A 25,227-nucleotide genomic window follows, 5' to 3' on the forward strand; every position below is an offset into this window, starting at 1 on the left:
GACGATTTCGGTTCGCCGATCCGGCGGCGCGCGCGAGCGGAAAGAGTCGGACAATCAGGCTGGGAACGGCGAGGCCGCGCATGGGGTGAGCCGGGCATCGGGTGTATCCCGGTAGGACCGGGTGTGCTCGGATGAACCCGGCACGCCGGACGCGGGCCGGGGCGACGATCGAGGGAGCACCAGATGTCAGGCGAAGGCCGGTCAGCGTCGGGAGCCGGCCAGCCAGGGGCCTTCTCCCCGGGGACGGTCGTCGGCCGTCGCTACCGGCTCGACGAGGTGATCGGCGAGGGCGGGATGGGGGTGGTCCACCGCGCCACCGACCAGATCATGCGCCGGACGGTCGCCGTCAAGCAGGTCCGGCTGCCCGCCGGTGGCGGGATGGCCGTCGCGCAGGCCAGGGAACGAGTGCTGCGCGAGGCGCGCGCCGCGGGCCGGGTGYACCACCCAGGCGCGGTCGGTGTGCTCGATGTCATCGACGACGGCGAGCTCCCCTGGATCGTGATGGAGCTCGTCGACGGTGACGCGCTGTCGACCCTGACGGAACGCGACGGGGGCCTCCCCGTCGAGCGGGTGGCCCAGATCGGGATCTCGCTGGCCTACGCCCTGGACGCGGCGCACCGGCTCGGAGTGATACACCGCGACGTCAAGCCGAGCAACGTCATCGTCACCCCCGACGGGCAGGCGCGGCTCACCGACTTCGGGATCGCCGTCAGCCAGGGCGACCCGCGGCTCACCAGGACCGGCGAGGTCATCGGATCGCCCGCGTACCTGTCGCCCGAACGCGCGCAGGGCGAGGCAGGCGGTCCGGCCTGCGACGTCTGGGGGCTCGGCGGCACGCTCTACGCCGCCGTCGAGGGCGAGCCGCCGTTCGGCGGTGCCACACCGGTGGACATCCTCACATCGGTCGTCGAGGGCCTGATCCGGCCGCCCAGGCACGCCGGGCCGCTCTGGCCGATCCTGCGGACGATGCTCGCGCAGCGGGAGGCCGACCGGCCCTCGCTCACCGTCGTGCGCTCCCGGCTGCGCGACCTCTCCGGCGAGACGGCGTCCCGTACCGCGGGCACCCAGCCCAGGACGCCCCGCCCCGTGGCGGCCGGTAACGCGCCCGCGAGGCCGGCACCGGCGTCCGCGTCCCGGCCGGCTCCGTCATCCCGGCCGGCTCCGCCGCGACCGGTACCGCCCACGCCAGTGCCGCCCACGCCGGTGCGATCACGGACACCCGTGGCCTCCGCCGGGCAGCCGGACCCGCCCGCGCCGGCATCCCCGACCGAGGCGGGGCCCACGCCGCCGCCTCCGACCGAGGCGATGCCCGCGCCGCCGCCCGCGGCCGCCGTCGCCACGGCGGGCTACACCGGTGTCAGGGCCGCGACGGCAGGTCCCGCGGCCGAAGCGGTGATGTCGACCGAGGCGGGACCGACCCGCGTCCTCGAGGACGTCCCGGACGTGTCCGGCGAGGCGGAGAGCGACCCGACCGCGACGGCCCTCATGGCCGCGGCACCCCCCGAGGTCGACACGACCGACTCGCCCAGTTCCGCGAGCCCCGCCGATCCGGCTAACTCCGCCAGCCCCGCCAGCCCGACCAGCCCCGCCAGTCCGACCAGCCCCGCCGAGGCCGAGGCGCCGGCGGACGTGACGGTCCTGAGCGGTGGGCCCGCCACCAGCCCGCCAGTCACGCCGCGGCCCGCCGCGCCTGCCTCCTCCTCGGTGCCCGCGGAGCCGGTCGGCTCGACGGGCGCGGCGCGGCCCGCGCAGCCGGCGGCCGTCGCCGCGGGCGGGAACGCGGACACCGGCACGGTCGCCCGGGCCGGCTCGGCTCCGGTCACGACGGTCGTCGACCGCGCGCCCACCCCTGCCCCGTTCCTGGGCTCCGACGGGTCAGAGGACGCGTCGGCTGGCCGGTCCGGGGCCGGAGAGCTCGCCCCGGACCGGCCAGCGGACCCCGACGCCACCAGCAAGCTGAACGGCGCGCGGCGGCCGGACCACCGGGCGCCGCGCCCGCCAGCGCGGCCGGACCCCGCGCAGCGGTCGGCCCGGTCGCACGCGGAGCGACGAGCCGTGATCGTTCTGGTGGCGGTCATCGTGGTGCTCGCGGTGGCGCTCCTGCTGGTACGGGTCTCGTCCTCGGACGACGACAAGCCGGCCGTCCAGCCGACGGCCACCAGCGCGTCGGCCGTCGTGAGCGATGCCAGTCTCGACGCGGAGCCGGCGCTGGCGAAGAGCTCGACGCCTATGGTCGCGCCGCCCGGCTGGGTCTCCTATGTGGATTCGAGCGGCTGGTCGGTCGCCTACCCGGCGCTGTGGCAGCGCCAGGTGGGCATCGGTGGTCCGGGAATGGTCGACTTCGTCGATCCTGGCACTGGTACGTTCTTGCGAGTCGGTAGTCTCACAACGGCGCCCCGATCTGTCCTCGATGACTGGCTCAAGAACTTCGAGACGGCCTTCCGTGGCGATGCCCAGCACTACCCGGGCTACCAGCGGGTGCGTCTCGCGCCGGCGGACGGTAGCGGTGGCACATCCGAGGCAGATCTGGAGTTCACGTTCCGCACGGACAGGGGGAAGGTCCATGTGCTCGACCGAGGCGCCAGCCGCGGCGGCCACGGGTACCTGCTCTACTGGCAGACCGGGGAAGAGCGATGGACCGTCGATCAGTCGCTGAGGCAGCAGATGTTCGCCTCGTTCCGGCCGGGGCCATGACGAGCCCACGCGCCCCGCTGGACGGCCGCCGCCGAGCCCCGCGGCGTGCCACGGCGGCGGCCCAGGCCGGCCGCACCCCGATGCCACACCTCGCGCGGGCCGGCGAAGACGGCTCCTGTCGCCCCGCGAATCCCCCGTCACGGGAGGGCTCCGTGCGCGTCAAACACCCAGTCTGTCAGACTTGACAGGATGGCCAGATCGGCGAGCGTGCCGCCCGAGACTTCTCGGAGCGGCACCCCCAGTATCGTCGCCGGACGTTATCGCCTCGACGCACCGATCGGTCGCGGCGGCGCCGGCGTCGTGTGGCGTGGTGAGGACGAGGTCCTCCAACGTCACGTCGCGGTCAAGGAGATCCTTGTCCCCTTGGCCGGCGCGCAGAACGAGCGGGACTCGATCCGCGCCCGCGTCCTGCGCGAAGCCCGCGCGCTCGCGCGCCTGAACCACCCCTCCATCGTCGCGGTCCACGACGTGGTGGAGGAGGCCGAGCGTCACTGGATCATCATGGAGCTGGTCGACGCCGAGAGCCTGGGCGACGTCATCCGCAACCATGGCCCGCTCCCGCCGAACCAGGTCGCGGCGATCGGTCTCGCGCTCATCGAGGCGCTCGGCGCCGCTCACCAGAAGGGCGTCCTGCACCGCGACGTCAAGCCGGGCAACGTCCTGCTGGGGCGGGACGGCCGGGTCCGCCTGACCGACTTCGGCATCGCCGCGACCGAGGGCGACATGACGCTCACCGGTACCGGCGCGCTGGTCGGCTCGCCGGCCTACATCGCGCCGGAGCGGATCCGCGGGTCGTCGGGGACTCCGTCGAGTGACCTGTGGGGCCTCGGCGCGACCTTGTACTCGGCCGTGGAGGGCTCACCGCCGTACGAGGGCCCGGAGACCTATGCCGTGCTGTCGGCCGTCGTCGAGGGCCGCCGCCGGCCGTTCCGCAACGCGGGGCCGCTGCGTCCCCTGCTCGCCGACCTGCTCGACAAGGCCGCCGAGGAACGCCCCGACGCCGGCGAGATCCGCCAGCGGCTGGTCCCGATCGCGCGCAACAGCGAGCCGGTACCCATGTTCGTGGTCAACGGCCCGTCGCTCGCCACGGCCGAGGGCGGAAACGACGACGCCGGGCTGGAGAACGTCAGCGGCACGGACGACGACGGGACGGAGCGCGGCGGCGCCGGCCGGCCTGCCGGCGCCCCGGTGGCCGCGGCCCATCTCCGCGCGCTCGAGGAAGAGATCTCCAGTACCAACTCGGACGAGCTGTCCGGCCTCGAGGCGGTCTCGGAGGAGCCGTTCGCCGGGGCGCGCGGCCAGGGCGGCCGGCGTCGCTCCAGCGACAACAGGCGCTCGCTGATGATCGCCGCGATCGCCGCCGCGGTCGTCGTCGCCGCCGCGATCGTGGTCAGCCTGCTGCTGACCGGCCGAGACCAGCCGGCCGATCTGCCCCATGTCACCGTGGATGACACGTCATCGGTGTCTCCTACGCCAACGCCGACGTTTTCGTCGGTACCCGCCGTGATTCCGACGGAGGACGGGCCGACCGCCGCGCCGACCCGGCACGGCACGACGCCGCGTACCAACGCGCCGCCGACGCCATCCGCCACGCTGACGGCGAGCCCGCCGGCATCCCCGCCGACCAGCGCGCCGGTCACCACCTCGCCGTCCCCCACCAAGTCACCGACCGGAAAGCCATCGGGCGGCAGCACCCCGTCACCGACAGTGACCTCATCGGGGTCATGCGAGGTGCCGGTGCTCTGCCCGGCCAACGGATAGAAGCGGTGGCGGAACGGGCGGGCCGATGAGGGGACCGGCGCCGCGCCGCTACATGTGTCGCCCGCGGCGCCGGCCGGAGACTGGGATCTGACTCGTCTGTAGCGCGCTGAGCCCGTCAGGACTCGCCCGCCTCCGGCCAGGCACGACGATCGCGGAGCCGCGTGCGGCCGGAGGCATCGCCAGGGTCCGTCCTGAGAACCTTCCCAGCGGTCTCCCAGCGGGCGGGTGGGGCCCGCCGTTCGGTCAGCTAGCTGGCGCGGGGCATCAGGTCCTGAGCGCGCAGCACCCGCAGCAGGTCCTCGGGGTCGACGATCAGGCGGCCGGTCGGCGGATGGGTCGGGTCAGCCTCGTCGTACTGGAGGTCGACCGGCAGGCTGTAGAAGTCACCAAGATGGCGGCACAGCTCCCACAGGCGCCGCTCGGCGGCCTTCTGGTCGCGCCAGCGGCGCTCCGCCTCGGCGTCGGTCTCCGGGCTGCCCTCACGCTCGAGCCGATGCGACCGGCACAAGCCCTCGGGGTCGCCGTGCAGCGCTCGCTTGCCGCACCGGTGCGCGACATAGCCCCGGCCACCGCCCATGACCGTCGCCGTGCAGCGGTTGTCCTCTTCCCACACCATCCCCCTGCCGCCTTCCTGTCCGCGAGCCAGAAGAAGCCGTGGAACCAGGCTAGGCACTCTCGGTCAGATGTCCACGTCGCCCCCAGGAAGTTCACAATGCCGATACATAGGCATCCGCACGTCACGCCGTCGCCTCCCGAACAGCCTCCGTACCCCGCATTCCCGCTGGCCAGAAGCGCGCGGACGAGCACGCTCGGCACCAATTCAAGGACCAGCGGGTGACAACCTGAAGACCAATCGCGGACAACTCGACGTGACCGGCGACACGTCAACGATTGAAGTAGGCCGGGAAGATGTGACCGATACCACTGAAGGCTGGTCGAGACCGTTCTCGCCGCCGCGAGCGGGCGGGCCCACTCGCGGCGGCCTGCCGCGACATCCGGCCTGCCGCGACGCACCGGGGCGCCGACGTCCGTCTACCGCGGTTCCGCCCGTCGCGCAGTCGATCCCATCGCCGCCTAGGAGCGGGGCGCAGACCGCGGGGGCGAGACACGGGGCACCGGGCCGGGCCGCCCGCGCCGGCGCGGGCCGGCATTCGCCATACCGTGCCGGTCCGGGAATCCCGAGCCGTCTCCGACCGATCGACGGCGGCGGACCTCGTCTCGAAAGACGGAACCTGATATCGGCGAGCCGTCCGATATCTCTTCAAGAATCGGCGTCTCGCGTCCGCGAGGCGCATACGTCCAGCTAGAAAAGCGGTGCGCGGGTCGTCCCGGTCCCAGTATGCGACCGAGGCCCACGCCGCCCGTCGGCGGTGACGTCAGCCAGTGCCCGGACCGCCGGGTCAGGAATTTCGACAAAGGCCGAGGCACGTCGCGTCGGCATCGGAACGGGGCGTGTCGAGATCACCTGGTTCACAGGAACCGATGCATGATGTGCATGTCGACCTCGCCGTGGACAGCGTGCCGAAAGCCGCGGGGGACGGTGCCGACGATGATGAAGCCGAGCGAGCGCCACAGCTGCAGCGACGCGATGTTGGTGGTCACCACAGCGTTGAACTGCATCGCCCGGTAACCGAGCGCGCGGGCCGCGTCCAGGCAGTGCGCACCCAGCTGGCGCCCGACGCCCATGCCGCGCGCCTCGGACGCGACCATGAAGCTCGCGTTCGCGACGTGGTCGCCGAGCTTGCGCTGGTTCGGCGTGAGCTGGTAAGTGCCGACGAACTGGCCGTCCGGGGTGACGGCGACCCAGGTGTAGGCCGGCGGCGCGGCTAACCACATCGCGCGGCCCGCCTCGCTCGTCATCTCCGGGTCATAGGGATAGGTCTCGCCCGCGGCGACCACCTCGTGCCACAACGGCCATACCCCCGGCCAGTCGTCATCCTCAGCTGGTCGGATCAGCACGTCCACGCCCACCGGCCCATTGTCCCGCCTCGTCATCATTGTCCCGCCTCGCCATCAGTGACGCGGTTCGCCGGGGCCCACGTCACCCGGTCTCCAGCGCGAGGGCGAACGGGAGGACGGCGGTGGCGCCGGCCTCCCGGAGCAGGCGGGCGGCCACCGTCATCGTCCAGCCGGTGACGATGAGGTCGTCGACCAGGAGGACCGGGCCGCCAGCCCGGCCGAGGCCGGCGGCGACGGCTGGCGGGACCGCGAAGACGTCCACCAGGCCCGCGAGGCGGTGCGCGCTGTTGTGGACGGTGCCGGCGGGCGGCGAGTCGGCGACCCGGTCGAGGACTCCGAGCAGCGGCAACCGGCCGATCGCGGCGATCCGGTCGGCGAGGCTCGCGGCGAGCTTGGGCCGGGACCGTGACGGCATCGCCACCACGGCGGCGGGGCGGCGTGACCAGTCCCAGGCCTTGAGCGTGGCGACGACCGCGTCGACCAGGTCATCGGGCACCGGCCCGTCCGGGCTGCCCGGGGTGAACATCGGGCGCAGCCGGTTGCCCCAGCCGATGTCGTTGAGCCGGGCCAGCGCCCGGCCCGGCTCCGCGGCGACGCCGGCCTGGATCCGCCCCGACAGGCTCACTCCGAGCGTCTTCATCCCGGTCGGCCACATCTTGCGTGGCTCGACGACGACGCCAGGGCGACGCAGCTCGGCGCGCGCCAGCTCCCGCGCCGCCTGGGACACCGCGGTGTCCCAGGACTGACCGGTGCACCGGTCGCAGCGCCCGCAGGCCGTGGCGTACGGGTCGTCGAGCTGGCGGCGCAGGAACTCCATCCGGCAGGCGGTGGTGGCGATGTAGTCGAGCATCGCCCGCTGTTCGGCGGCCCTGGCGGCGGCGAGCCGCGCGTAGCGCTCGGCGTCGTAGTGCCACGGGCGCCCGGTCGCCTCCCAGCCGCCCTTCACCCGGCGGACCGCGCCGTCGACGTCGAGGACCTTCAGCATCGACTCGAGCCGGCCCGACCCGATGTTCACCGCGGCCAGGAGTGCCTGCGTGGACATCGTCCTTCCCGCCCGGCCGAGCGTGGCGAGCACGTCGCGCACGACCGGCTCCGGCGGGAAGGAGGTGTCGGCGAAGTACTTCCAGATGTCACGGTCCTCGGCGGCCGGCAGGAGCACGACCTCCGCCTTCTCGACGGCACGCCCGGCCCGGCCGATCTGCTGGTAGTAGCTGATCGGCGAGCTCGGCGCGCCGACGTGGACGACGAAGCCCAGATCGGGCTTGTCGAAGCCCATCCCGAGCGCCGAGGTCGCCACCAGCGCCTTCACCCGGTTGGCGAGGAGGTCCTCCTCCGCCGCGATGCGCTCGGCCGCCTCGGTGCCACCGTGATAGACGGCGACGGCGAAGCCGCGGGCGCGGAGGAAGACGGTCAGCTCCTCGGCGGCCGGCTTCGTGAGCGTGTAGACGATCCCTGAACCGGGCAGCTGGTCGAGATGCTCGGCGAGCCAGCCGAACCGGGCCTCGGCGGACGGCAGCTCGACGACGGCCAGCCGCAGGCTCTCCCGGTCCAGCGAGCCGCGCAGCACCAGCGTCTCGCTCTCCCCCGCCCGGCCGCCCCCGCCGCCGGCGACACCGCCGCCGGCTCGGCCCGGCCCGGCGGCGGCGCCCTCCGGCCCGGCGGCGACGCCGAGCTGCTCGGCGATGTCGTCGACGACCCTGCTGTTCGCCGTCGCGGTCGTCGCGAGGACCGGCACGCTGGCGCCGAGGCCCGCGATGAGCGTGCGCAGCCGGCGGTAGTCGGGGCGGAAGTCGTGACCCCAGTCGGAGATGCAGTGCGCCTCGTCGATCACCAGCAGGCCGGTGGTGGCGGCGAGCTCTGGCAGGTAGTCGTTCCGGAACGACGGGTTGTTAAGCCGTTCGGGCCCGACCAGCAGGACGTCCAGCTCGCCGGCGCGCAGCGCCGTGTACACCTCGTCCCACTCGGTCACGTTGCCGGAGTGGATCTCGCCGGCCCGGATACCCAGCCGCGCCGCGGCCTGGGCCTGGTTGCGGATCAGCGCGAGCAGCGGCGAGACGATGACGGTCGGACCGACCCGGTCGGAGGAGGCGCGGACCTGTTCCGCCGCCAGGCCGTCCGGTGCCTGGGGAACGGAGCTCTCGTCATAGTCGGCCGGCCCGGCATCGTCGTATCCACTGTCATACGCGGCGTCGTAGTCACCGCCCTCGTAGTAGTCGTCCGGGTCCGCCGGCTCGTCCGGCCAGGGCGCGTCGAGCACGCCGGGCGGCGCGGTCCCCCGGGGGGTGAGGGCGCCCCGTTCCCGCAGCAGCGCGGTCGCGAGGAAGTACACGGCGGACTTTCCCCATCCGGTGCGCTGCACCAGCAGCACCCGCTGGCGCCCGTTCACCAGCGCGTCGATCGCCTGCCACTGGTCCTCGCGCAGCCGGGCGTGCGGGCCGGCGAGCTGCCGCAGCAGCTCCTCGGCCCGCTCCCGCCCATCCGGGGCGTGGACCTCCCCGGCCGGGCCGGAGCCGGCCGGCGGCGTACCCACGGCCGCGTCCCCCGTACCCACGGCCGCGTCCCCCGTACCCGCGGCCCCGTCCCCCGTGGCCGCGCCAGCGTCCGTGCCCACCGGTGTGCCCGGCTCCGTGCCCGCCGCGGTGTCCGCGTGTGCTGGCATCGTCATCACCTCGCCCGTCCCGGCCCTGTCTATCGCATGCGTGCGACAGCTCACCGCCACCCGCCCGCGGGCCCCCGGGCATGAGGGTTGACAGAGCGGCGTGGCGAACGACCGGTCAGCGGGACGAGTCGACCAGATCGCTGCCGGAGGCGGCCGCGCCGGCCGCGGCTCGGGTGCCGCCACGCAGGCCACGGATACCGAGCCAGCCGACCGCGGTACCGAGAGCGAGGGACACGACCGTCAGGACGAGGTGGACCAGGAAGAAGCCGGTGGGGCCGTCATGCCAGGAACGGTCGTCCTTCCAGATGTTGCGCAGGAAGGTCGGCCAGATCACCCACGACCACACACCCACCGCGACCAGGAACCAGGACGCACGCTTCGACAGAGTCACGCCTCCACCTTCGCAGCCGCCGCTCAGGGATGGGCGCCCGGTTCCCGGCGCCGGCGGCGGGCAGGTCCGTCGTTCGTCTCGGCGGGCGGGCGCGGGCGCGGCATCGACTGCCCGGGCGCCGGGCGGTGCCGATCCCGCTGGGCGTGGCCGTGCCGGGCGCGCCCGTGCTGGGCCTGCCCGTGCTGGGCCTGCCGGTGGCGGGCCGCGTTCGGGTGGGCCAGGTGGCGGGGCCGGCGGGCGCGTGGGGTGTTAGGGCAGGCCCTGGCCCGGCGGCGGTGGGTGCGGACCGTGAGCACGCTGGCGAGGATGGTCAGGCCAAGCGCCATCCAGGTGGCCCAGCCGATCCCCCTGCCGGTCCCGTGCTCGCTGGCGGGGCGACGACCGGCGGCCGGCGATCCACCGTCCACGTCCTCGTGCCCGCGACCTCCGAGCGCGCCGGCCGCCCGGGCACGGTCGGCGCTCGGGCGGGCGACCGTGGCGCGGGGCGGCAGCGCGCCGACAGGACGGACCAGCCCGTCGTTCGCGAAGCCCCAGTCGAGCAGGGCACGGGCGTCGATGCCGTAGTTCGGCGCGGTCCGCAGCAGAGCCACGACCAGGGTCCGGTCGCCTCGGCGGACGGCGCCGACGTAGGTCGCGTCGGCGGCGACCGTGTAGCCGTTCTTCACACCGAGGGTGCCCTCATAGCTGCCGAGCAGCAGATTGTGGTTCTGGATCTCGAAGCGGCCGCCGTCGCGCGTGGGCAGCGAGGCCCGCGGGATGGTGAGGTACCGGCTCACGGCGGGCTCCGCGATCGCGGCCCGCCCCAGGACGGCGAGGTCGCGCACCGAGGTGAGCTGCCCCGGCGCGTCGAGGCCGGTCGGGTCGACGGCGACGGTGTCGGTCGCGCCGAGCGCGGCGGCCAGCGCGTTCATCCTGGCCAGCACCACATTCCGCCCGCCGGCGGCCTCGACCAGGGCGAGCGTGGCGTCGTTGCCGCTGGCGATCATCATCGCCGTGGCCAGGTCGCGGGCCGAGTAGCTCTGGCCGGGGACGAGCCCTACCTTGGTGCCGTCGACCTCGGCGGCGCTCTTGCTCACCGTGACCATCAGATCGGGCGAGAGGGCCGGAAGCACGACGAGCGCGGTAAGGATCTTCATGGTGCTGGCGGGCAGGTCGCGGACGCGCGCACCCCTGGCGGCCAGGATCTCTCCGGTGCCGGCGTCGGCGACGAGCCAGCTCGCGGCGGTGAGGGCCGCCGGCAGCGGGCTGGCGGCCTGGGGCGGCCGGCTGGTCTCCATCGGTGTCGCTGGGGCCGGGGCTGGGGCCGCTGTCAGGGCCGCCACGGCGGCGAGTGGGGCCGCTACGACCGCGCGCGGCCCAGGACCCCTAGGCCTTGGGCCCGTGCTCGCCGCGGCGGGCCCGCCGCCGAGCAGGTCCAGGCCGAGCGCCGCCAGGAGCACGACGGCGGCCGTGACCGCCGCGGCCGTCACGACCGCCGTTCTGGTGGCCACCTTGCCGGCTGCCGCCCCGGTGAGAGCCGGCGACGTCGACGACGCGCGCCATGCGGCCGCCGAGGCCGCGCGGTAAGCCGACCTGGCCAGCCAGAGCGACGCCGCCCTGGGAGCGACGGCGAGACGCGCGCTCACCGAAGGTGATGGGAAGCACTGGCGACATTCACACTGTTACGTTACGTGATGTGATCACCACAACGAGACAGGGCGGACGGTGTCGTCCCGAACGCGATCGACCTCACGTCACCCAGTGTGGCCAGATTTACCGAACGGCTCGCCACCGGATCCACAACCGGTCGAGCGCGACACCCTCATGGCGGCGGTGAGCGTCTGGCCACGGGGCGCCGCCCGGTGCCGCTCGCCGCCCGCGCGGCGGCCACYGCGGCCGGCCGCCGACCGGTCGACGCCGCGTCCGCCACGGCGTCCCTGCGTTCCGTTCATCAGGGCGTCGGCCGACTCGAGGGTGGCGTCCAGCTTGCCCCGCGGCCCCGTACCGGCCGGTGCGGGATCGGGTGAGGACAGGGTGGCGCGCACCGCCTCGAGAACCAGGCCGCGCAGGTCGTCGCGCAGGTCGTCGAACTGGTGGGCGAGCTCGCCGCGCAGGTACTGGCGGGTCGCCGCGTCGCTCTGGGCCAGCCGCAGCGACGCGACCTCGCGAGCGAGGAACTCGGTGTCCTCCCTGGCCCGCAGCGCCGCCGCGCGGTCCTCGGCGAGCCCCGCCCGGTCCCGGTCGTCCTGGCGGTTCTGCGCCAGCAGGATCAGGGGGGCCGCGTACGCCGCCTGGGTGGAGAACGCGAGGTTGAGCAGGATGAAGGGGTACGGGTCCCAGCGCATCAACGGGATCGCGATGTTCAGCGCGATCCACACGATCACGATCACCGTCTGGATGGCGAGGTAGCGCCCGGTCCCGAGGTACCGGGCGATGCGCTCGGCGCCGCGGCTGAACGCCTCGCGGTTGACGGGGCGAGGCAGCAGCGCGACGCGGCTGGCCACCGGGATGTCAAGACGCTCCGCCGCTCGGCGGGAGACGACGCGGTTGGCGGTGGTGGTGATGCTCATGAGGGTCCCCGTTCCGCGCGCCGAGCCGCCGGCCGGAGCCGGTCAGGCGCGCATGTCGAGAGCAGGCCGCGCGAAGGCGGCCCGGGGCCGAACTGTGATCAGGTCGGCCAACCCCACCCAGGGAAGACGCTGACGTTGCTCGGGCGTGCGGCATCGGGCGCGAGCAGTCGCACCCGGGGAAGAACGGAAGCCGGGCCTCGTCACGCCGGACGGGCCCTGGCGGCCGCCGTTACGCCGCGCACCCTTCGTCGAGCGTCGGGCGGAGGTGGCCGTAACTAGAGCACCCGCTAGAACTCACAGCGGCCACCTCCTCACGGTCGTCCTCGTTAGAGGATTCGACAGGTCTTTGTCAAGGATAGCGGCCGGCTGCTTGCTTCCCCACTCGGGGCCAGCGTGATATTGGTCTTCTATCCGACGTCGACCGGTCATCGTGACCGGTCCCAGGATGCCCCATGCGGGGGCATACGGACCGGAGCGTCGCTTCGAGGGTCCGCTGCCGGCCTTCCGGCTGACCGCACCTCACCAGCGGCTACCGCATCGAACACCGGCGGTTTGTGACGTTCCGGTCCGAGCTGGTATCAGACAGGCCTAAGCCCTGGCTCAGACGCGACAGAGCGGTGCGGAAGCAGCCGTCGGGCCGCGAGCCGAGCCAGTGATGCCGTCGGAATAGTGCCTCGGCCCAAGCCGATCTCAACGAGGGTGTCGTAAAGCTCCGTACGCCGACTCGCGGAACGCACGGCCGCGTCCRTGAGTGTGCGGTGCCGCCCGGCAAGGCCCGCGAGGAGCGTGGTGTGCCGCAGATGGCGGCCGAGCTCCCCGGCGAGCGCGCCCCGGTAGGCGGCGCCTGCCCTGGCCGGCCGCCCGGCGAGGACGGCCCGCATCGCCGCGTCGCCGGCCAGCGAGCCGGACAGCAACGCGTAGTAGATCCCCTCGCCGGTGAGGGGGTTGACCAGCGACGCCGCGTCGCCGGCGAGCAGGATTTGGCCGTCGGGCTGGCGGGGCCGCCAGGTCGACATCGGCAGATGGTGCGCGCGCACTGTGCCGGGATAGGCCGGCTGCTCGGGCAGGATCTTCGCCAGCGTCCCGTGCAGCACCGCCCGGCCCGAAACGGCCGGGTCGCCGGCGGCGCCGCGGGCGGCGGCCGTCGCGCCCAACTGGGAACGCAGCATCCCGAAACCGATGTTCGCCCGCCCGTCGCCGATCGGGAACGACCAGGCGTAGGCCGGCCAGCCCTCGTCGGTCATCTCGATGTACTGCTCGGGCGGCATGTCGGCCTTGGGCGCGTCGGCGTAGGCCCTGACCGCGATCGCCAGCGACTCCGGCGGGTTGATCCCGATGCCCAGCGCTCGGCGCACCACCGAGTTGGCGCCATCGGCGCCGACGAGCACCYGGGCGGCGAGCGCCCCGCCGTCGACGACGACGGCCGGAGCACCGTCGACCGTGGTCAGCGCGATCTCGCGGATCCGGTGCCGGATGACGTGCGCGCCGCGGGCGGCGGCGGCCGCGACGAGCCGGGCGTCGAAGACCATCCGCGGGATGACATGGGCGGCACGCGTGAACGGAGTGGCGACCTCGGCGCCACCCGGAGTGCGCAGGCGCATCCGGTCGACCGGCTGGAAGCCGGCGGTGGCGTCAGGCACCCCCAGCTCGCGCAGCACGTCGAGCCCATGCGGCGCGATGCCGTCTCCGCAGGTCTTGTCACGCGGGAAGGTGGCCAGGTCGGCGATCACCACGGTGGCGTCCGGGCGGTGCCGCAGCGCCGCCAGCGCCGCGGCCGCTCCCGCGGGGCCGCCGCCCACGATCAGCACGTCGACCAGACGCTCGCGCAATGGGGCCGGGTCACCCATCCGCACCGCCGGCACCTCGGGAGCCTCCGGCACCCCGGGCACCCCGGCGGGTCCGGCCGGGCGGCGCGGGAAGGCGAGAGCCGCGGACTCGTCGGAGGTCGTGGCGGCGCTCATCGGATTGTCCTAGCGGTCTGGACGGCGGCTGGGGCGGCGAGATCGGTGGCGGCGGGTGCCGCGGCGACGGCCCGGGTCGGCACCAGGGCGACGACCGCGGTCAGGCGGGCCGTCATGGCGCGCGATAGGCACGAAGGCGGCGCATTGACCCAGTTTCGCAGCCGGGGCTCCGGCCCAGTCTGGCAGCCGGGGCTCCGGCCAGGCGTCGGCGACGCCTGGCCGGGGTCGACGGTTGTCCTGTGACTCCCGAAACAGCCGGGAGCGGCCGCGGGCCGGCCCGCCTGGGACGTCCTGTTCATAGAGTGCGGATCGTGGAGGCGCTCAAGCAGGTTTCCGACTGGCCCGTTCCCACTGTCGCGGTGGCGGTCCTCGCGCGCGCGGCGGACGGGTCGGTGTGCCGGGTGGCCGAGGCCGGCGATACGGCGGCCCGGTTCCGGCTGGCGTCGGTGTCGAAGCCGTTGTCCGCCTACGCGGCGCTGGTCGCGATCGAGGAAGGCGCCTTCGCTCCTGACGACCCGGCCGGCCCGGAGGGCTCGACCATCGCCCACCTTCTCGCTCATGCCTCTGGCCTCGCCTTCTCCGAGACGCGGATCCTCGCTCGCCCCGGCACCCGCCGGATCTACTCCAACACCGGGTTCGAGGAGCTCGGCCGGGCGTTGGAGGCCGCGACCGGAATCGGGTTCGCCGCCTATCTCGACGAGGCGGTGTTCGCGCCTCTGGGGATGACCTCGTCCGTGCTGGAGTCGTCACCCGCCTACGGGGTCCTCTCGACGGTCGACGACGTCGCCGCCTTCGCCGGCGAGCTGCTCTCCCCGACACTGCTCGCGCCAGAGACGTTCGTCACGGCGACGGCGGTCGCCTTCCCGGGGCTGGACGGAGTGCTGCCGGGCTTCGGGATGCAACGGCCGAACGACTGGGGGCTCGGCTTCGAGCTGCGCGGCCACAAGACGCCGCACTGGACCGGGGCGACCAACTCGCCGGCGACATTCGGCCATTTCGGCCGGTCGGGCACGTTCCTGTGGGTGGACCCGGTCGCCGGGGTGGCGTGCGTATGCCTCACGGACCGCGACTTCGGCCCCTGGGCCGCCGAGGCCTGGCCGCCCTTCTCCGACGCCGTCCTCGCTGAGGCGCGGCCGCGTTGAGCACCCTTGCCGCCTGACCTCCGCGCCGCCCGACCTGGCGACTCCGGCCTGTCCGCGTAGTTAGCCCGTTTGCGTGGCCGAGGGAATGGTTGCGTTCCGGCGCGGCAGGGGTATGCACGCTGCGTGGCAGACATCCGCGGGGCGTTCGGCGCGACCTGGCGCGGGGTGTCCGGCGGAGTCTCGACGGCCCGTCGGCGAATTCCCGTGCTTGACCACRCCATCCGGGCCTATGGGCGATACACCTCCGACGGTGGCGATCGGCTGGCCRCCGGCGTCACCTACTTCGCCTTCCTGTCCTTCTTTCCGATCATCGCGCTGATCTACGCGGTCCTCGGCTTCGTCGTCGCCGCGTCTCCCGACATCAAGCAGGAGATCGTCAAGCAGATCAACGGCTACCTGCCGGGGCTCGCCGACAAGCTGAACGTGTCCAGCATCGGCTCGGCGAAGATCGGCGTCGGGCTCATCGGTCTGGTCGGTCTGGTACTCGCCGGGGTGGCGTGCGTCTCCGCGCTGCGCGACGCGATCCGGCTGATGTGGCACCAGAGCACCGACGCGGGCAACCTCGTCACCCGCCGGCTCCGCGACATCAGCGTCCTTCTCGGTCTCGGCCTGCTGCTCATCGTCTCGCTGGCGCTCACCAGCGTCGCCACGTCGGCCAACGGGGTGCTGCTGCGGGCAACCGGTCTGGAGGGCAGTTCCGTGGCGGCCTGGCTGGCCGGGCTGCTGGGCTTCCTGCTCGCGTTGATCGCGGACACGATGGTCTTCCTGTACCTGTTCTGGCGGCTGCCGAAGAAGACCAACCGGCGCGCGGTCGTCCGGGCGGCGCTTCTCGGCGCGGTCGGTCTCGAGCTGTTCAAGCTGCTCGGCACCTGGCTGGTCGGCAAGACAACCAGCAACCCGGTCTACGGCACATTCGCCGTCATCGTCGGACTGCTCATCTGGATCAACATCCTGATGCGCTGGATACTGTTCGCCGCGGCCTGGGCGGTCACTGCCCCCGGTAACTCGGACATCCACCCGTCCGGCACCGCCGGCCAGCGAACCGACACCGGTCAGCGCGACGAGGCCGAGGACGGCCAGCCCGATGACGGCCAGGTCGATGACGCCGACCAGCCGCACGTGCCCGGTACGCAACAGGGCGGCGTCGACGCGCGGGGCGCCGCCGAGGGACGGGGCGCCGCCGAGGGACGGGACGAGACCGGCGACCGCCGCGAGCCCGTCAGGGCCGAGCCCCCCGACAGCGGCCGGACGCCCAGCCAGCACGGCGGGCCCAAGGACGCCGAGCCTGAGCACGACAACCGGCGCTGGGTCGCCGACCGCTTCCGTCGGGTCGTCCCGCGCCGCCTCCCTGGTCGCGGCACGAGCCACCAGGGGGCCGGCCGCGACGGGCGGGAGGTCGACCGGGCGGATCGGGCCCCGGAGACGACGTCGGCCGCCCCCGCCCCGGGACAGGGCGAGAGCGGCCGGCGCGTCGACCGTTAGGCGGTCTCGCGGGGTCTGACCGTCAGACGGGCAGTGCCGTCAGACGGGCATGCCGTCAGACGGTCAGTGCCGCGAGGGTCTCGTTGAAGGTAGCCGAGGGGCGCATGACCGCGCGGGCCTTGGCCGGGTCCGGCTGGTAGTAGCCGCCGATGTCGGCCGGCGAGCCCTGTACGGCGAGCAGCTCGGCGGTGATCGTCGACTCCTGCTCGGTCAGCGTCTTCGCGAAGCCCGCGAAGGCGGCGGCCAGCTCCTCGTCGGCGGTCTGCGCCGCGAGCTCCTGGGCCCAGTAGAGCGCCAGGTAGAAGTGACTGCCACGGTTGTCGATCCCGCCGACGCGCCGGGCCGGCGACTTGTTCTCGTTGAGGAACGTGCCGGTCGCCCGGTCGAGCGTCTCGCCGAGCACCTTGGCCCGGGCGTTGCCGGTGACGTTCGAGAACTGCTCGAAGCTGACGGCGAGGGCCAGGAACTCGCCCAGGCTGTCCCAGCGCAGGTAGTTCTCCTTGACCAGCTGCTGGACGTGCTTGGGCGCCGAGCCGCCGGCACCGGTCTCGAACAGGCCGCCGCCGGCCATCAGCGGGACGACCGAGAGCATCTTGGCGCTGGTGCCCAGCTCCAGGATCGGGAAGAGGTCGGTCAGGTAGTCCCGCAGCACGTTGCCGGTGACCGAGATCGTGTTGAGGCCCCGCCGGATCCGCTCGAGTGAGTACGCGGTGGCGTCGACCGGCGACAGGATCTCGATGGTCAGGCCCTCGGTGTCGTGCTCCGACAGGTAGGCCTGGACCTTCTTGATCAGCTGGGCGTCGTGCGCGCGGTTCTCGTTGAGCCAGAACACGGCCGGGTCGCCGGTGGCGCGGGCGCGGGTGACGGCGAGCTTCACCCAGTCCCGGATCGGGGCGTCCTTGACCTGGCACATCCGGAAGATGTCGCCCTCGGAGACCGGCTGCTCCAGGATCACGGCGCCGGACCCGTCAACGGCCCGCACGGTGCCGGCTGTCGGGATCTCGAACGTCTTGTCGTGGCTGCCGTACTCCTCGGCCTTCTGGGCCATGAGGCCGACGTTCGGCACCGATCCCATCGTCGCGGGGTCGTAGGCGCCGTTCGCCCGGCAGTCGTCGAGGACGACCTGGTAGACCCCGGCGTAGCTGCTGTCCGGCAGGACGGCCAACGTGTCGGCCTCGTCGCCGTCCGGCCCCCACATGTGGCCGGAGGTACGGATCATCGCCGGCATGGAGGCGTCGACGATGACGTCGCTCGGCACGTGCAGGTTGGTGATGCCGCGGTCGGAGTCGACCATCGCCAGCGCCGGGCCGTCGGCCAGCTCGGCCTCGAAGGACGCCCTGATCGCCTCACCGTCGGGCAGCGCGGCGAGGCCGGCGAGGATGGCGCCGAGGCCGTCGTTCGGGTTCAGGCCCGCGGCGGCGAGGGTGGMGCCGTAGGTCGCGAAGGTGTTCGGGAAGAACGCGCGCACGACGTGACCGAAGACGATCGGGTCGGAGACCTTCATCATCGTGGCCTTCAGATGCACGGAGAACAGCACGCCCTCGGCCTTGGCCCGGGCGATCTGCTCGGTAAGGAAGGCGCGCAGCGGGCCGACGCGCAGCACGGCGGTGTCGACGACCTCACCGGCGAGAACCTTGACGTTCTCCTTCAGCACGGTGGTGGTGCCGTCCGCGCCGGCCAGCTCGATGCGCAGCGCGCCGTCGGCGTCGATGACAGCCGACGTCTCGGTGCTGGCGAAGTCGTCGTGGCCCATCGTCGCGACGTTCGTCTTCGAGTCGGCGCTCCAGGCCCCCATCTTGTGAGGGTGGGTGCGCGCGTAGTTCTTCACCGACGCGGGGGCGCGCCGGTCGGAGTTGCCCTCGCGCAGCACCGGGTTGACCGCGCTGCCCTTGACCTTGTCGTAGCGCGCGCGTACCTCGCGCTCCTCGTCGGTCTTCGGGTCGTCCGGGTAGTCCGGCAGCGCGTAGCCCTTGGCCCGCAGTTCGGCGACCGCCGCCTTCAGCTGCGGGATCGAAGCCGAGATGTTCGGCAGCTTGATGATGTTCGCCTCGGGCCGCAGCGCCAGCTCGCCGAGCTCCGCGAGGGCGTCACCGACGCGCTGGGACTCCTCCAGGTACTCCGGGAAGATGGCGATGATCCGACCAGCCAGCGAGATGTCGCGGCTGTCGACGGGGACGCCAGCGGTGGCGGCATAGGCCTGGATCACCGGGAGGAACGAATACGTCGCCAGGGCCGGCGCCTCGTCGGTGAACGTATAGATGATTGTTGACTCTGTCACCGCTACTCCGCTTCGCGTCTGGTGCTTCTGGCTACCCAACGGTAGTCCCGCTCGCTTCGACCTGGCCGGGCGCTCAGGGCCGTCGTGGGCAGGTCGAGGGGCGAGCCCAGGCAGGACACCGGCTCCGGTCTGATCGTCGCCGAGCGGTGGCAGCCTGCGGCCAGGTGAGCGTCGCGGTGGTAAGGGATCGGGCGCAGGCGAGGCTACCGCGCGCGAGGCGCTCGCTGCCCGCGAGTGTGACAAACGCTCCGCGCCTGTCCGTCGGGCGCGACAGGCCCTCCCCACATGGTTCCGGACCCTGACATAGGGGTGACTACGAACCGGAGACCGGGAGGACGGGGGGGATCGGGACCGTCAGCGTGAGACCGATCACAGAGATTCCCAGGATCAGAAGGATGGCCGTGTCAAGCAGGCGGCCACGCACCGCGAGCATCCCGACGCGGCGCGTGGGCAGGGTGAGACGCACCAGCGCCATCACCAGCAGCACGGCACCGACACCCAACAGGCCCTGCCGCCACCGCTGCTGCTGCGCGACCATGACAAGGCCGAGCGTCACGCCGGCCAGCGCCGCCGTCAGCACGAACTGCCGGATGAACCACGGCGAGCGGCTGCGGCGCTCCGCTGCCCGCCGCGCCTTCGCCTGGGCCCGCGAACCCGGCCGCGGGGCGGAGCCACCAACCGCCGGGGAACGCGGCGCGGGCGGCGGCCGCTGACCTCGCGTCACGCCCGGTCCAGCCACGCTCACAGTGTAGGGAGAGCCGCCACGACCGGGCACGCCCACCCATGTAGGGCTTCTGAGCACAGGCCCGCCGGAGGCGCGAAGACAGAACACTGCCGCGCCTCGTTTGACCCTTTGGGCACCCCCACCGCACGGCGCTCGCCCGGACTAGGGCAGACTGCCGCGTCAGGTCCCACAGCAGGAGGAGCGTGACGTGGCAGACGAGTCGCCACACAGCAAGAAGCTTCAGGAGCTGATGTTCCGGGCGTGGGAGACGTTCGGGGACGCCCGGCACCTCGACAGCGACGACCGCGTGTTCGTCCAGGCGCTCGCGCGCCAGACCGCGGATCGAATCTCGGTCCTCTACGGCGCCTCGTGGCGCGAGGCGCTCGACTGGGTCTCGCAGCGCTACGTGCCGAACAGCGACGTGCCCGGCGGTCAGGCCAGCACGACGGCCAGCACCAGCACCACCGCGGCCACCGGCACGACCACGACGACCGGCTCGACGAGCCCGGCTCGGCGGGGCACGACCGCCGCGGAGTCGACAAGCGTCTGAAGCTCTGGCGCCGACCGCCCCCTTCCCCTCGACCGGCCGCCGACCGCCCAGCGTTCTCTCCCGGGCCCGGCGGCCAGTCCAGGTGAACCCCACGCGGAACCAGGCTGGGAGCGGGAGCCTCCGCCGGCCGGTGCCAAAGACCAGCGCGACACGGTCCCTGGGTCTCCCCACCCGAGTGGGGAGACAGGTGACGGCCGTGCTCTGCCCCCTGACGCTCGCACGAGGCGGGAACGCCGCTCCGGTAGGCGCGGCGGCGGGCACGGTGGCCAGAGCCGCCGGGGCGGGCACGGCGCGGGCCGGTGAGGCCGAGGCTCGCCGCCGCTGGGGCGTCTCGCTCCTCGACGGCGCGGCCCGCGCCCGAGTCTCTTCGCGTTGCCGAGCCCCTCCCTGTTCGAGGGCCTCGGTGGTGCTCCACGACTCAGTGCGCGAAGTGGCGCACACCGGTGAAGTACAGCGTGACACCGGCCTCCCGCGCCGCGGCGACCACGAGCTCGTCGCGGACCGATCCGCCCGGCTCGACCACGGCCCGCACCCCGGCGTCGGCCAGCACCTGAAAGCCGTCCGGGAACGGGAAGTACGCGTCGCTGGCGGCTACCGCCCCCTTCGTCCGGTCCCCGGCCCGGGTGACCGCGAGCCGGGCCGCGTCGACGCGGTTCACCTGGCCCATGCCGACCCCGACGGTCGCGCCGTCGGCGGCGATCAGGATCGCGTTCGACTTGACGGAACGGATCGCCCGCCAGGCGAACCGCAGGTCGGCGAGCGTCGCCTCGTCGGCCGGCGCGCCGGCCTCCAGCGTCCAGGCCGACGGCTCGTCCCCGGCCGCGTCCAGCGCGTCGCGGGACTGCAGCAGCAGCCCACCGGATATCGGGCGTAGCTCCACGCCGCGCTGGTGCGGCGGCGGCGCGCACTCCAGCAGCCGGATCGACGGCTTGCGGGACAGGACGTCCACGGCGCCCGGCTCGTAGGCCGGCGCGACGACGACCTCGGTGAAGATCTCCGCGATCTGCTCCGCGAGCTCGACGGTGACCGGCCGGTTGGTCGCGATCACGCCGCCGAAGGCCGACAGCGGGTCGCAGGCGTGCGCCTTGCGGTGGGCCTCGGCGATGTCGCCCGCGACGGCGATCCCGCACGGGTTGGCGTGCTTGATGATCGCGACGGTCGGGTCCGCGAAGTCGTAGACGGTGCGGCGGGCCGCGTCGGTGTCGGTGTAGTTGTTGTAGGACATCTGCTTGCCGTGCAGCTGCTTCGCCGTCGCCAGCCCCGGGGTCCGGTCGTCGGTGGCGACGTAGAGGGCGGCTCGCTGATGCGGGTTCTCGCCGTAGCGCAGCACGTCCGAGCGCCGCCACTGGGCTGTCAGCACGTCTGGCCAGCCGGTCTGGCTGGCGGTCTCGTCCGGAGCGACGACGCTCGCGAACCAGGACGCGACCGCCGCGTCGTAGCCGGCGGTGTGGGCGAACGCCCTGGCGGCGAGCCGGCGACGCGCGGCGAGGTCGAAGCCGGCGTCCCGGACCGCCTCGATCAGCGCCGGGTAGTCGTCCGGCTCGACGACGACCGCGACCGACGCGTGGTTCTTCGCCGCCGCCCTGATCATCGCCGGTCCGCCGATGTCGATCTGCTCGACCGCCTCGTCCTCGGTCGCGTCGGCGGCCACCGTCTCCCGGAACGGGTACAGGTTGACGACGACCAGGTCGAACGGCTCGATGTCGAGCTCGGCCAGCGCCTCGGCGTGCTCCACCTGGCGCAGGTCGGCCAGCAGGCCCGCGTGAACCCGGGGGTGCAGCGTCTTCACCCGGCCACCGAGCACCTCGGGAAAACCGGTCACCGTGCTCACCGGGGTGACGGCGAGACCGTGCTTCGCCAGCGCCTCGGCCGTGGAGCCCGTCGACACGACCTCCACCCCGGCCGCCTGGAACGCCTCGGCGAGGTCACCCAGCCCCGACTTGTCGTAGACGCTGACCAGCGCCCGGCGCAGCCGCCGGCGCCCGGTGGCGACGACCTCCGCACCCGGCGCGGCACCGGCGGCCGGGGAATCCGCCGCCGGGCCGCCGGCCCCCGCTGGGACCGTCGTCGGATCCTGCGGCCTCGTCATAGCTCCTCCTTGTCGACCGTGCGTTCCGCACGGTCTCTATGCCGCCAGACGACCTCTTCGCGCCCTACCGGCGGCGGGAGACGTCCTGGCGGATCGCGGCCTCTGACAGCCACCCTCGCGCGATCTCACCGATCGTCGTGACGTACAACCGGCGTTCGACTGCCTGGATCCGGGTGCGCAGGACGTCCTCGGTATCGCCCGAAAGGACGTCCACTGCCGCCTGGGCGATGATCGGCCCGGTGTCGACCCCTTCGTCCACCCAGTGCACGGTGACTCCACTGACCTTCACGCCGTGCGCCAGCGCCTCCCGGATCGCGTGGGCTCCGGGGAACGACGGCAGCAGTGACGGATGGGTGTTGACTGTGCGGAACCGCCCGACGACCTGCTTGTCGAGAATCTTCATATACCCGGCGAGCACCAACAGGTCGGGGCGCTCGGCCGCGATCCGGTCCGCCGTCGCGGCGTTGAACGCGTCCCGGTCGGGGTGGTCCTCCAGCCGGACGGTGAACACCGGTACACCCGCCGCCAGCGCACGGCGCTCGGCGCCCGTGCCCGCCCGGTCCGTGCCGACCGCGACGACCCTCGCACCGTAGGCCGGGTCCTGACAGGCGTCCAGGACCGCTTGCAGGGTGGTACCAGCGCCCGACGCGAGAACGACCAAGCGGGCAGGCACAGGACCCTCCGGAGGCAATCAGGGCGGGACGTGAAGCACCCCGTCATCGGGCGCTTCACGCCCTCTTGACGTGGTCAGGGACCGGGTGGTCGGGAATCGGGTGCATTGCCGACCGATCCGCCAGCGCGGCCCGGGGCGGTGACTCGACCCCCGACTGTACTGACTTGCCCCCTCCAGGCGCCGCCATCCGCGCTACCCGCGCAACGCGTCGGCGGGGTGCCAGAACTGCTGGCCGAACGAGAGGCCCAGGTCCAGCTCGAAGTCCGGGTCGGGCGGCCCCACGACGGCGCGGCCGTCGTGGCCGGCCGGGCAGCCCCAGCCATGGCGGTCCAGGTGACGGCAGCCGTCTGGCCCGCCACCCGCGTCCAGGCCCGGGTCGAGGACGCCGTGGTCGAGACCATCCAGCAGGTCGCCGGGGCGGCACAGATACAGCTCCGCGARGCGGGCCAACGCGAGCGGCGACGGAGCGCGGCCGCCGGGCGCGGGCCACGTCTCCCAATAGCTGAAGGACTTGCCGGACTTCGGGGAGTCCGGCCATCGCTCGTTCCAGCACCGGGCCGCGTCCTCCTGCGTCCAGCCGTGCGCCAGCCGGAACGCGAGCCGGGCGCCCAGGCCCTGGGCCAGCTGCCAGTGCGCGGCGATCCGCCGGTAGGACCAGCCCAGGGCACGCAGGTCGGCCGACTGGGCACGAATCTGTGCCGCGGTGGGTGCCATGACGGCCTCCCCGGACTCCAGGCGGGCATCGCGGGCCGGCCGCGCCGCCCGCTAGCCGGTCACGGGCGGCGAGCCCGCGGGGCTCCGGTGGGCGGCTGGCCTCTCCGGGCGGCCGCCCGGACGATCACACCGTAACGACCAGCTACGACACCCGCGGCCGCGCGCCGGCGCGCGGCCGTGAGGCCCGGCATGGGCGCTAGGGACGGCGGCGGACGAGCTCGACCACGCTGGTCACCAGCGCACCGGCCATCGCGACCTCCGTCGCGGCCGCCAGGATCGCCCAGCCAGCCGCCGGTCCGAACGAGGATGCCGCCTGGGTGCCTATGCCACCGCCGGACAGCGCCGTGAGCAGCCCGACCAGCAGCGCGCAGGCGGCCGCACCGGTCAGCACCATGCCGAGGCGGCCGAGCAGGGTGGCGCCCGGGATAGCCCGGCGCACCGACAGCGCGAGCGCCGTCCCCGCCGCGAGCGGCACCACGGCGAGCACGAGCCAGGCCCAGCCGGGGAGGGCGTCCGAGGGCAGCAGCCGCAACACCGGCAGGTCGGGCAGGGTGGTCGGGGCGGCGGACGTCGGGCTCACGGTGGCGGTGGGCCCGGCGGCGAATCCGATGCCCAGCGCGTAGCAGCATGCCCAGATGACCAGGTTGGGCAGCAGTACGAGCTGGACAGCGACCAGCCCGACCCCGCCGACCGGGCCCGGGTCCAGCCCGCTGGCGGCGCCGGACACGCTGCCCGCCCGGACAAGCAGGAGCACGCACAGGCCCAGCGCGCCGATCGCCACGAGCGCTGCTGTCGCCGCGAGCCCGCCGGCCAGGGGCACTCGCAGCATCGCCGGCACCCGCCGCCAGGCCGTGCCGAGACGGCGGTGGCCAGCCAGCACTCCGATGGTCGCGCCCAGGCCCGACAGCCCGGCCGCGCCCAGCGCCGCCGAGCCGGGCACCGGCCGGGCCATCGGGCTTGACGCGGCCCAGCAGACCACGCAGACCAGCGCGGTCTGCGCGAACACGACCGCGACAATGTCCAGGAACACCCGGTGTGGCCGGACTCGACGCCGTGGCGGCGTCGTACGCGCGCCGGAACCGGCCGACAGCGGCGCGAAGCCGGACAGGCTGGGAATCCGAGAGCGCAGGCCCGACCCGACCCGGCCAGCGAGACCCGCGGCGACGTCGACCTCCCGCGGCACGCGCGAGGCGGCCCCGCCGGCCCGGGCGGCGGCCAGCCGGTAACCGGACAAGGCCGCGAGCAGCACGGGCAGAGCGGCCAGTCCCAGCGGGAGGACGCGCACGTCTCCGTCCGGGAGCCGCAGGGTCGCGCCGTGCGCGAGCAGCCACAGGTCGGCACCGATCCGCAGCGCGGCGCCGGCGCCGGCGCTTGATCTGGTGTCGGCTCCCCATACGACCAGCACCAGCAGCTGCACGGCGACCAGCCCCGCCGCGCAGGTCACCGCCGGCCCCGGCAGCGCGACGCCGAACGCGTGCGCGAGCCTGGCGAGCCGGGTCAGCCGAAGCGCCGCGGCACCGCGTGAGGCGACAGGATGGGCCACGGGACGACGCTCGCACGCTCACGCCGCCACACCGGGCCAACACGCCGGGGCATAGCCG

The 25,227-nt window shown here is 73.5% G+C and carries 18 protein-coding genes; 5 read left to right on the forward strand and 13 right to left on the reverse strand.

Going from position 1 to position 25,227, the window contains the following annotated elements; translation table 11 throughout:
- Positions 1 to 183 precede the first annotated feature (183 nt).
- The gene (locus tag BL253_RS06350; protein WP_076814414.1) at positions 184 to 2,694 is read left to right on the forward strand and encodes a serine/threonine-protein kinase; all 2,511 of its coding nucleotides are present in this window, start codon (positions 184 to 186) and stop codon (positions 2,692 to 2,694) included.
- 300 nt (positions 2,695 to 2,994) lie between these two features.
- Positions 2,995 to 4,455, forward strand: a complete 1,461-nt coding sequence (locus tag BL253_RS06355) for a protein kinase domain-containing protein (protein ID WP_420801628.1) — start codon at positions 2,995 to 2,997, stop codon at positions 4,453 to 4,455.
- A 247-nt stretch (positions 4,456 to 4,702) separates the two neighbouring features.
- Here the strand turns inward: BL253_RS06355 and BL253_RS06360 are convergent, their stop codons facing one another.
- From BL253_RS06360 to BL253_RS06390, 7 genes are all read right to left on the reverse strand, one after another.
- A complete protein-coding gene (locus BL253_RS06360; RefSeq protein ID WP_076814417.1) occupies positions 4,703 to 5,071 on the reverse strand; it encodes a hypothetical protein in 369 nt (122 codons plus the stop codon).
- A gap of 854 nt (positions 5,072 to 5,925) precedes the next feature.
- Complete coding sequence (locus BL253_RS06365) at positions 5,926 to 6,426, reverse strand: GNAT family N-acetyltransferase (RefSeq protein WP_096335929.1); 501 nt, start codon at positions 6,424 to 6,426, stop codon at positions 5,926 to 5,928.
- A gap of 70 nt (positions 6,427 to 6,496) precedes the next feature.
- A complete protein-coding gene (locus BL253_RS06370; RefSeq protein ID WP_241834576.1) occupies positions 6,497 to 9,073 on the reverse strand; it encodes a RecQ family ATP-dependent DNA helicase in 2,577 nt (858 codons plus the stop codon).
- 115 nt (positions 9,074 to 9,188) lie between these two features.
- Complete coding sequence (locus tag BL253_RS06375) at positions 9,189 to 9,464, reverse strand: SCO4848 family membrane protein (RefSeq protein WP_076814419.1); 276 nt, start codon at positions 9,462 to 9,464, stop codon at positions 9,189 to 9,191.
- Positions 9,465 to 9,487: 23 nt separating this feature from the next.
- Positions 9,488 to 11,089: a D-alanyl-D-alanine carboxypeptidase family protein gene (locus tag BL253_RS06380; RefSeq protein WP_338013690.1), complete on the reverse strand. Its 1,602-nt coding sequence runs from the start codon at positions 11,087 to 11,089 to the stop codon at positions 9,488 to 9,490.
- Between the two features lie 108 nt (positions 11,090 to 11,197).
- A complete protein-coding gene (locus BL253_RS06385; RefSeq protein WP_076814423.1) occupies positions 11,198 to 12,013 on the reverse strand; it encodes a DUF1003 domain-containing protein in 816 nt (271 codons plus the stop codon).
- Between the two features lie 578 nt (positions 12,014 to 12,591).
- Entirely contained in the window at positions 12,592 to 13,974 is a 1,383-nt protein-coding gene (locus tag BL253_RS06390) for an NAD(P)/FAD-dependent oxidoreductase (protein ID WP_081438055.1), read from the reverse strand.
- Positions 13,975 to 14,285: 311 nt separating this feature from the next.
- Between BL253_RS06390 and BL253_RS06395 the strand changes: the two genes are divergently transcribed.
- Complete coding sequence (locus tag BL253_RS06395) at positions 14,286 to 15,116, forward strand: serine hydrolase domain-containing protein (RefSeq protein ID WP_076814566.1); 831 nt, start codon at positions 14,286 to 14,288, stop codon at positions 15,114 to 15,116.
- A gap of 204 nt (positions 15,117 to 15,320) precedes the next feature.
- Positions 15,321 to 16,598: a YhjD/YihY/BrkB family envelope integrity protein gene (locus BL253_RS06400; RefSeq protein ID WP_241834577.1), complete on the forward strand. Its 1,278-nt coding sequence runs from the start codon at positions 15,321 to 15,323 to the stop codon at positions 16,596 to 16,598.
- Between the two features lie 55 nt (positions 16,599 to 16,653).
- Here BL253_RS06400 and BL253_RS06405 read toward each other — a convergent pair whose 3' ends face one another.
- The gene (locus BL253_RS06405; protein ID WP_076814426.1) at positions 16,654 to 18,876 is read right to left on the reverse strand and encodes an NADP-dependent isocitrate dehydrogenase; all 2,223 of its coding nucleotides are present in this window, start codon (positions 18,874 to 18,876) and stop codon (positions 16,654 to 16,656) included.
- A 313-nt stretch (positions 18,877 to 19,189) separates the two neighbouring features.
- Positions 19,190 to 19,600, reverse strand: a complete 411-nt coding sequence (locus BL253_RS06410) for a DUF3017 domain-containing protein (RefSeq protein WP_241834578.1) — start codon at positions 19,598 to 19,600, stop codon at positions 19,190 to 19,192.
- 208 nt (positions 19,601 to 19,808) lie between these two features.
- Here BL253_RS06410 and BL253_RS06415 point away from each other — a divergent pair, with 208 nt between their 5' ends.
- Positions 19,809 to 20,150: a hypothetical protein gene (locus BL253_RS06415; RefSeq protein WP_076814428.1), complete on the forward strand. Its 342-nt coding sequence runs from the start codon at positions 19,809 to 19,811 to the stop codon at positions 20,148 to 20,150.
- Between the two features lie 418 nt (positions 20,151 to 20,568).
- Here the strand turns inward: BL253_RS06415 and purH are convergent, their stop codons facing one another.
- The 4 genes from purH to BL253_RS06435 form a co-directional block, all read right to left on the reverse strand.
- Positions 20,569 to 22,239: a bifunctional phosphoribosylaminoimidazolecarboxamide formyltransferase/IMP cyclohydrolase gene (gene purH / locus BL253_RS06420; RefSeq protein ID WP_198946191.1), complete on the reverse strand. Its 1,671-nt coding sequence runs from the start codon at positions 22,237 to 22,239 to the stop codon at positions 20,569 to 20,571.
- Between the two features lie 64 nt (positions 22,240 to 22,303).
- Positions 22,304 to 22,912: a phosphoribosylglycinamide formyltransferase gene (gene purN / locus BL253_RS06425; RefSeq protein ID WP_076814430.1), complete on the reverse strand. Its 609-nt coding sequence runs from the start codon at positions 22,910 to 22,912 to the stop codon at positions 22,304 to 22,306.
- A gap of 192 nt (positions 22,913 to 23,104) precedes the next feature.
- Entirely contained in the window at positions 23,105 to 23,626 is a 522-nt protein-coding gene (locus BL253_RS06430; RefSeq protein WP_076814431.1) for a helix-turn-helix domain-containing protein, read from the reverse strand.
- Between the two features lie 196 nt (positions 23,627 to 23,822).
- Positions 23,823 to 25,169: a cell division protein PerM gene (locus BL253_RS06435; RefSeq protein WP_076814433.1), complete on the reverse strand. Its 1,347-nt coding sequence runs from the start codon at positions 25,167 to 25,169 to the stop codon at positions 23,823 to 23,825.
- Positions 25,170 to 25,227: the final 58 nt, after the last annotated feature.

Source organism: Pseudofrankia asymbiotica (genome assembly GCF_001983105.1).
Taxonomy (GTDB): domain Bacteria; phylum Actinomycetota; class Actinomycetes; order Frankiales; family Frankiaceae; genus Pseudofrankia; species Pseudofrankia asymbiotica.

Coding starts and splice junctions, on each gene's coding strand:
- BL253_RS06360 (WP_076814417.1), bottom strand. CDS start 5,071: ATGGTGTGGGAAGAGGACAACCGCTGCACGGCGACGGTCATGGGCGGT.
- BL253_RS06370 (WP_241834576.1), bottom strand. CDS start 9,073: ATGCCAGCACACGCGGACACCGCGGCGGGCACGGAGCCGGGCACACCG.
- purH (WP_198946191.1), bottom strand. CDS start 22,239: ATGACGAGGCCGCAGGATCCGACGACGGTCCCAGCGGGGGCCGGCGGC.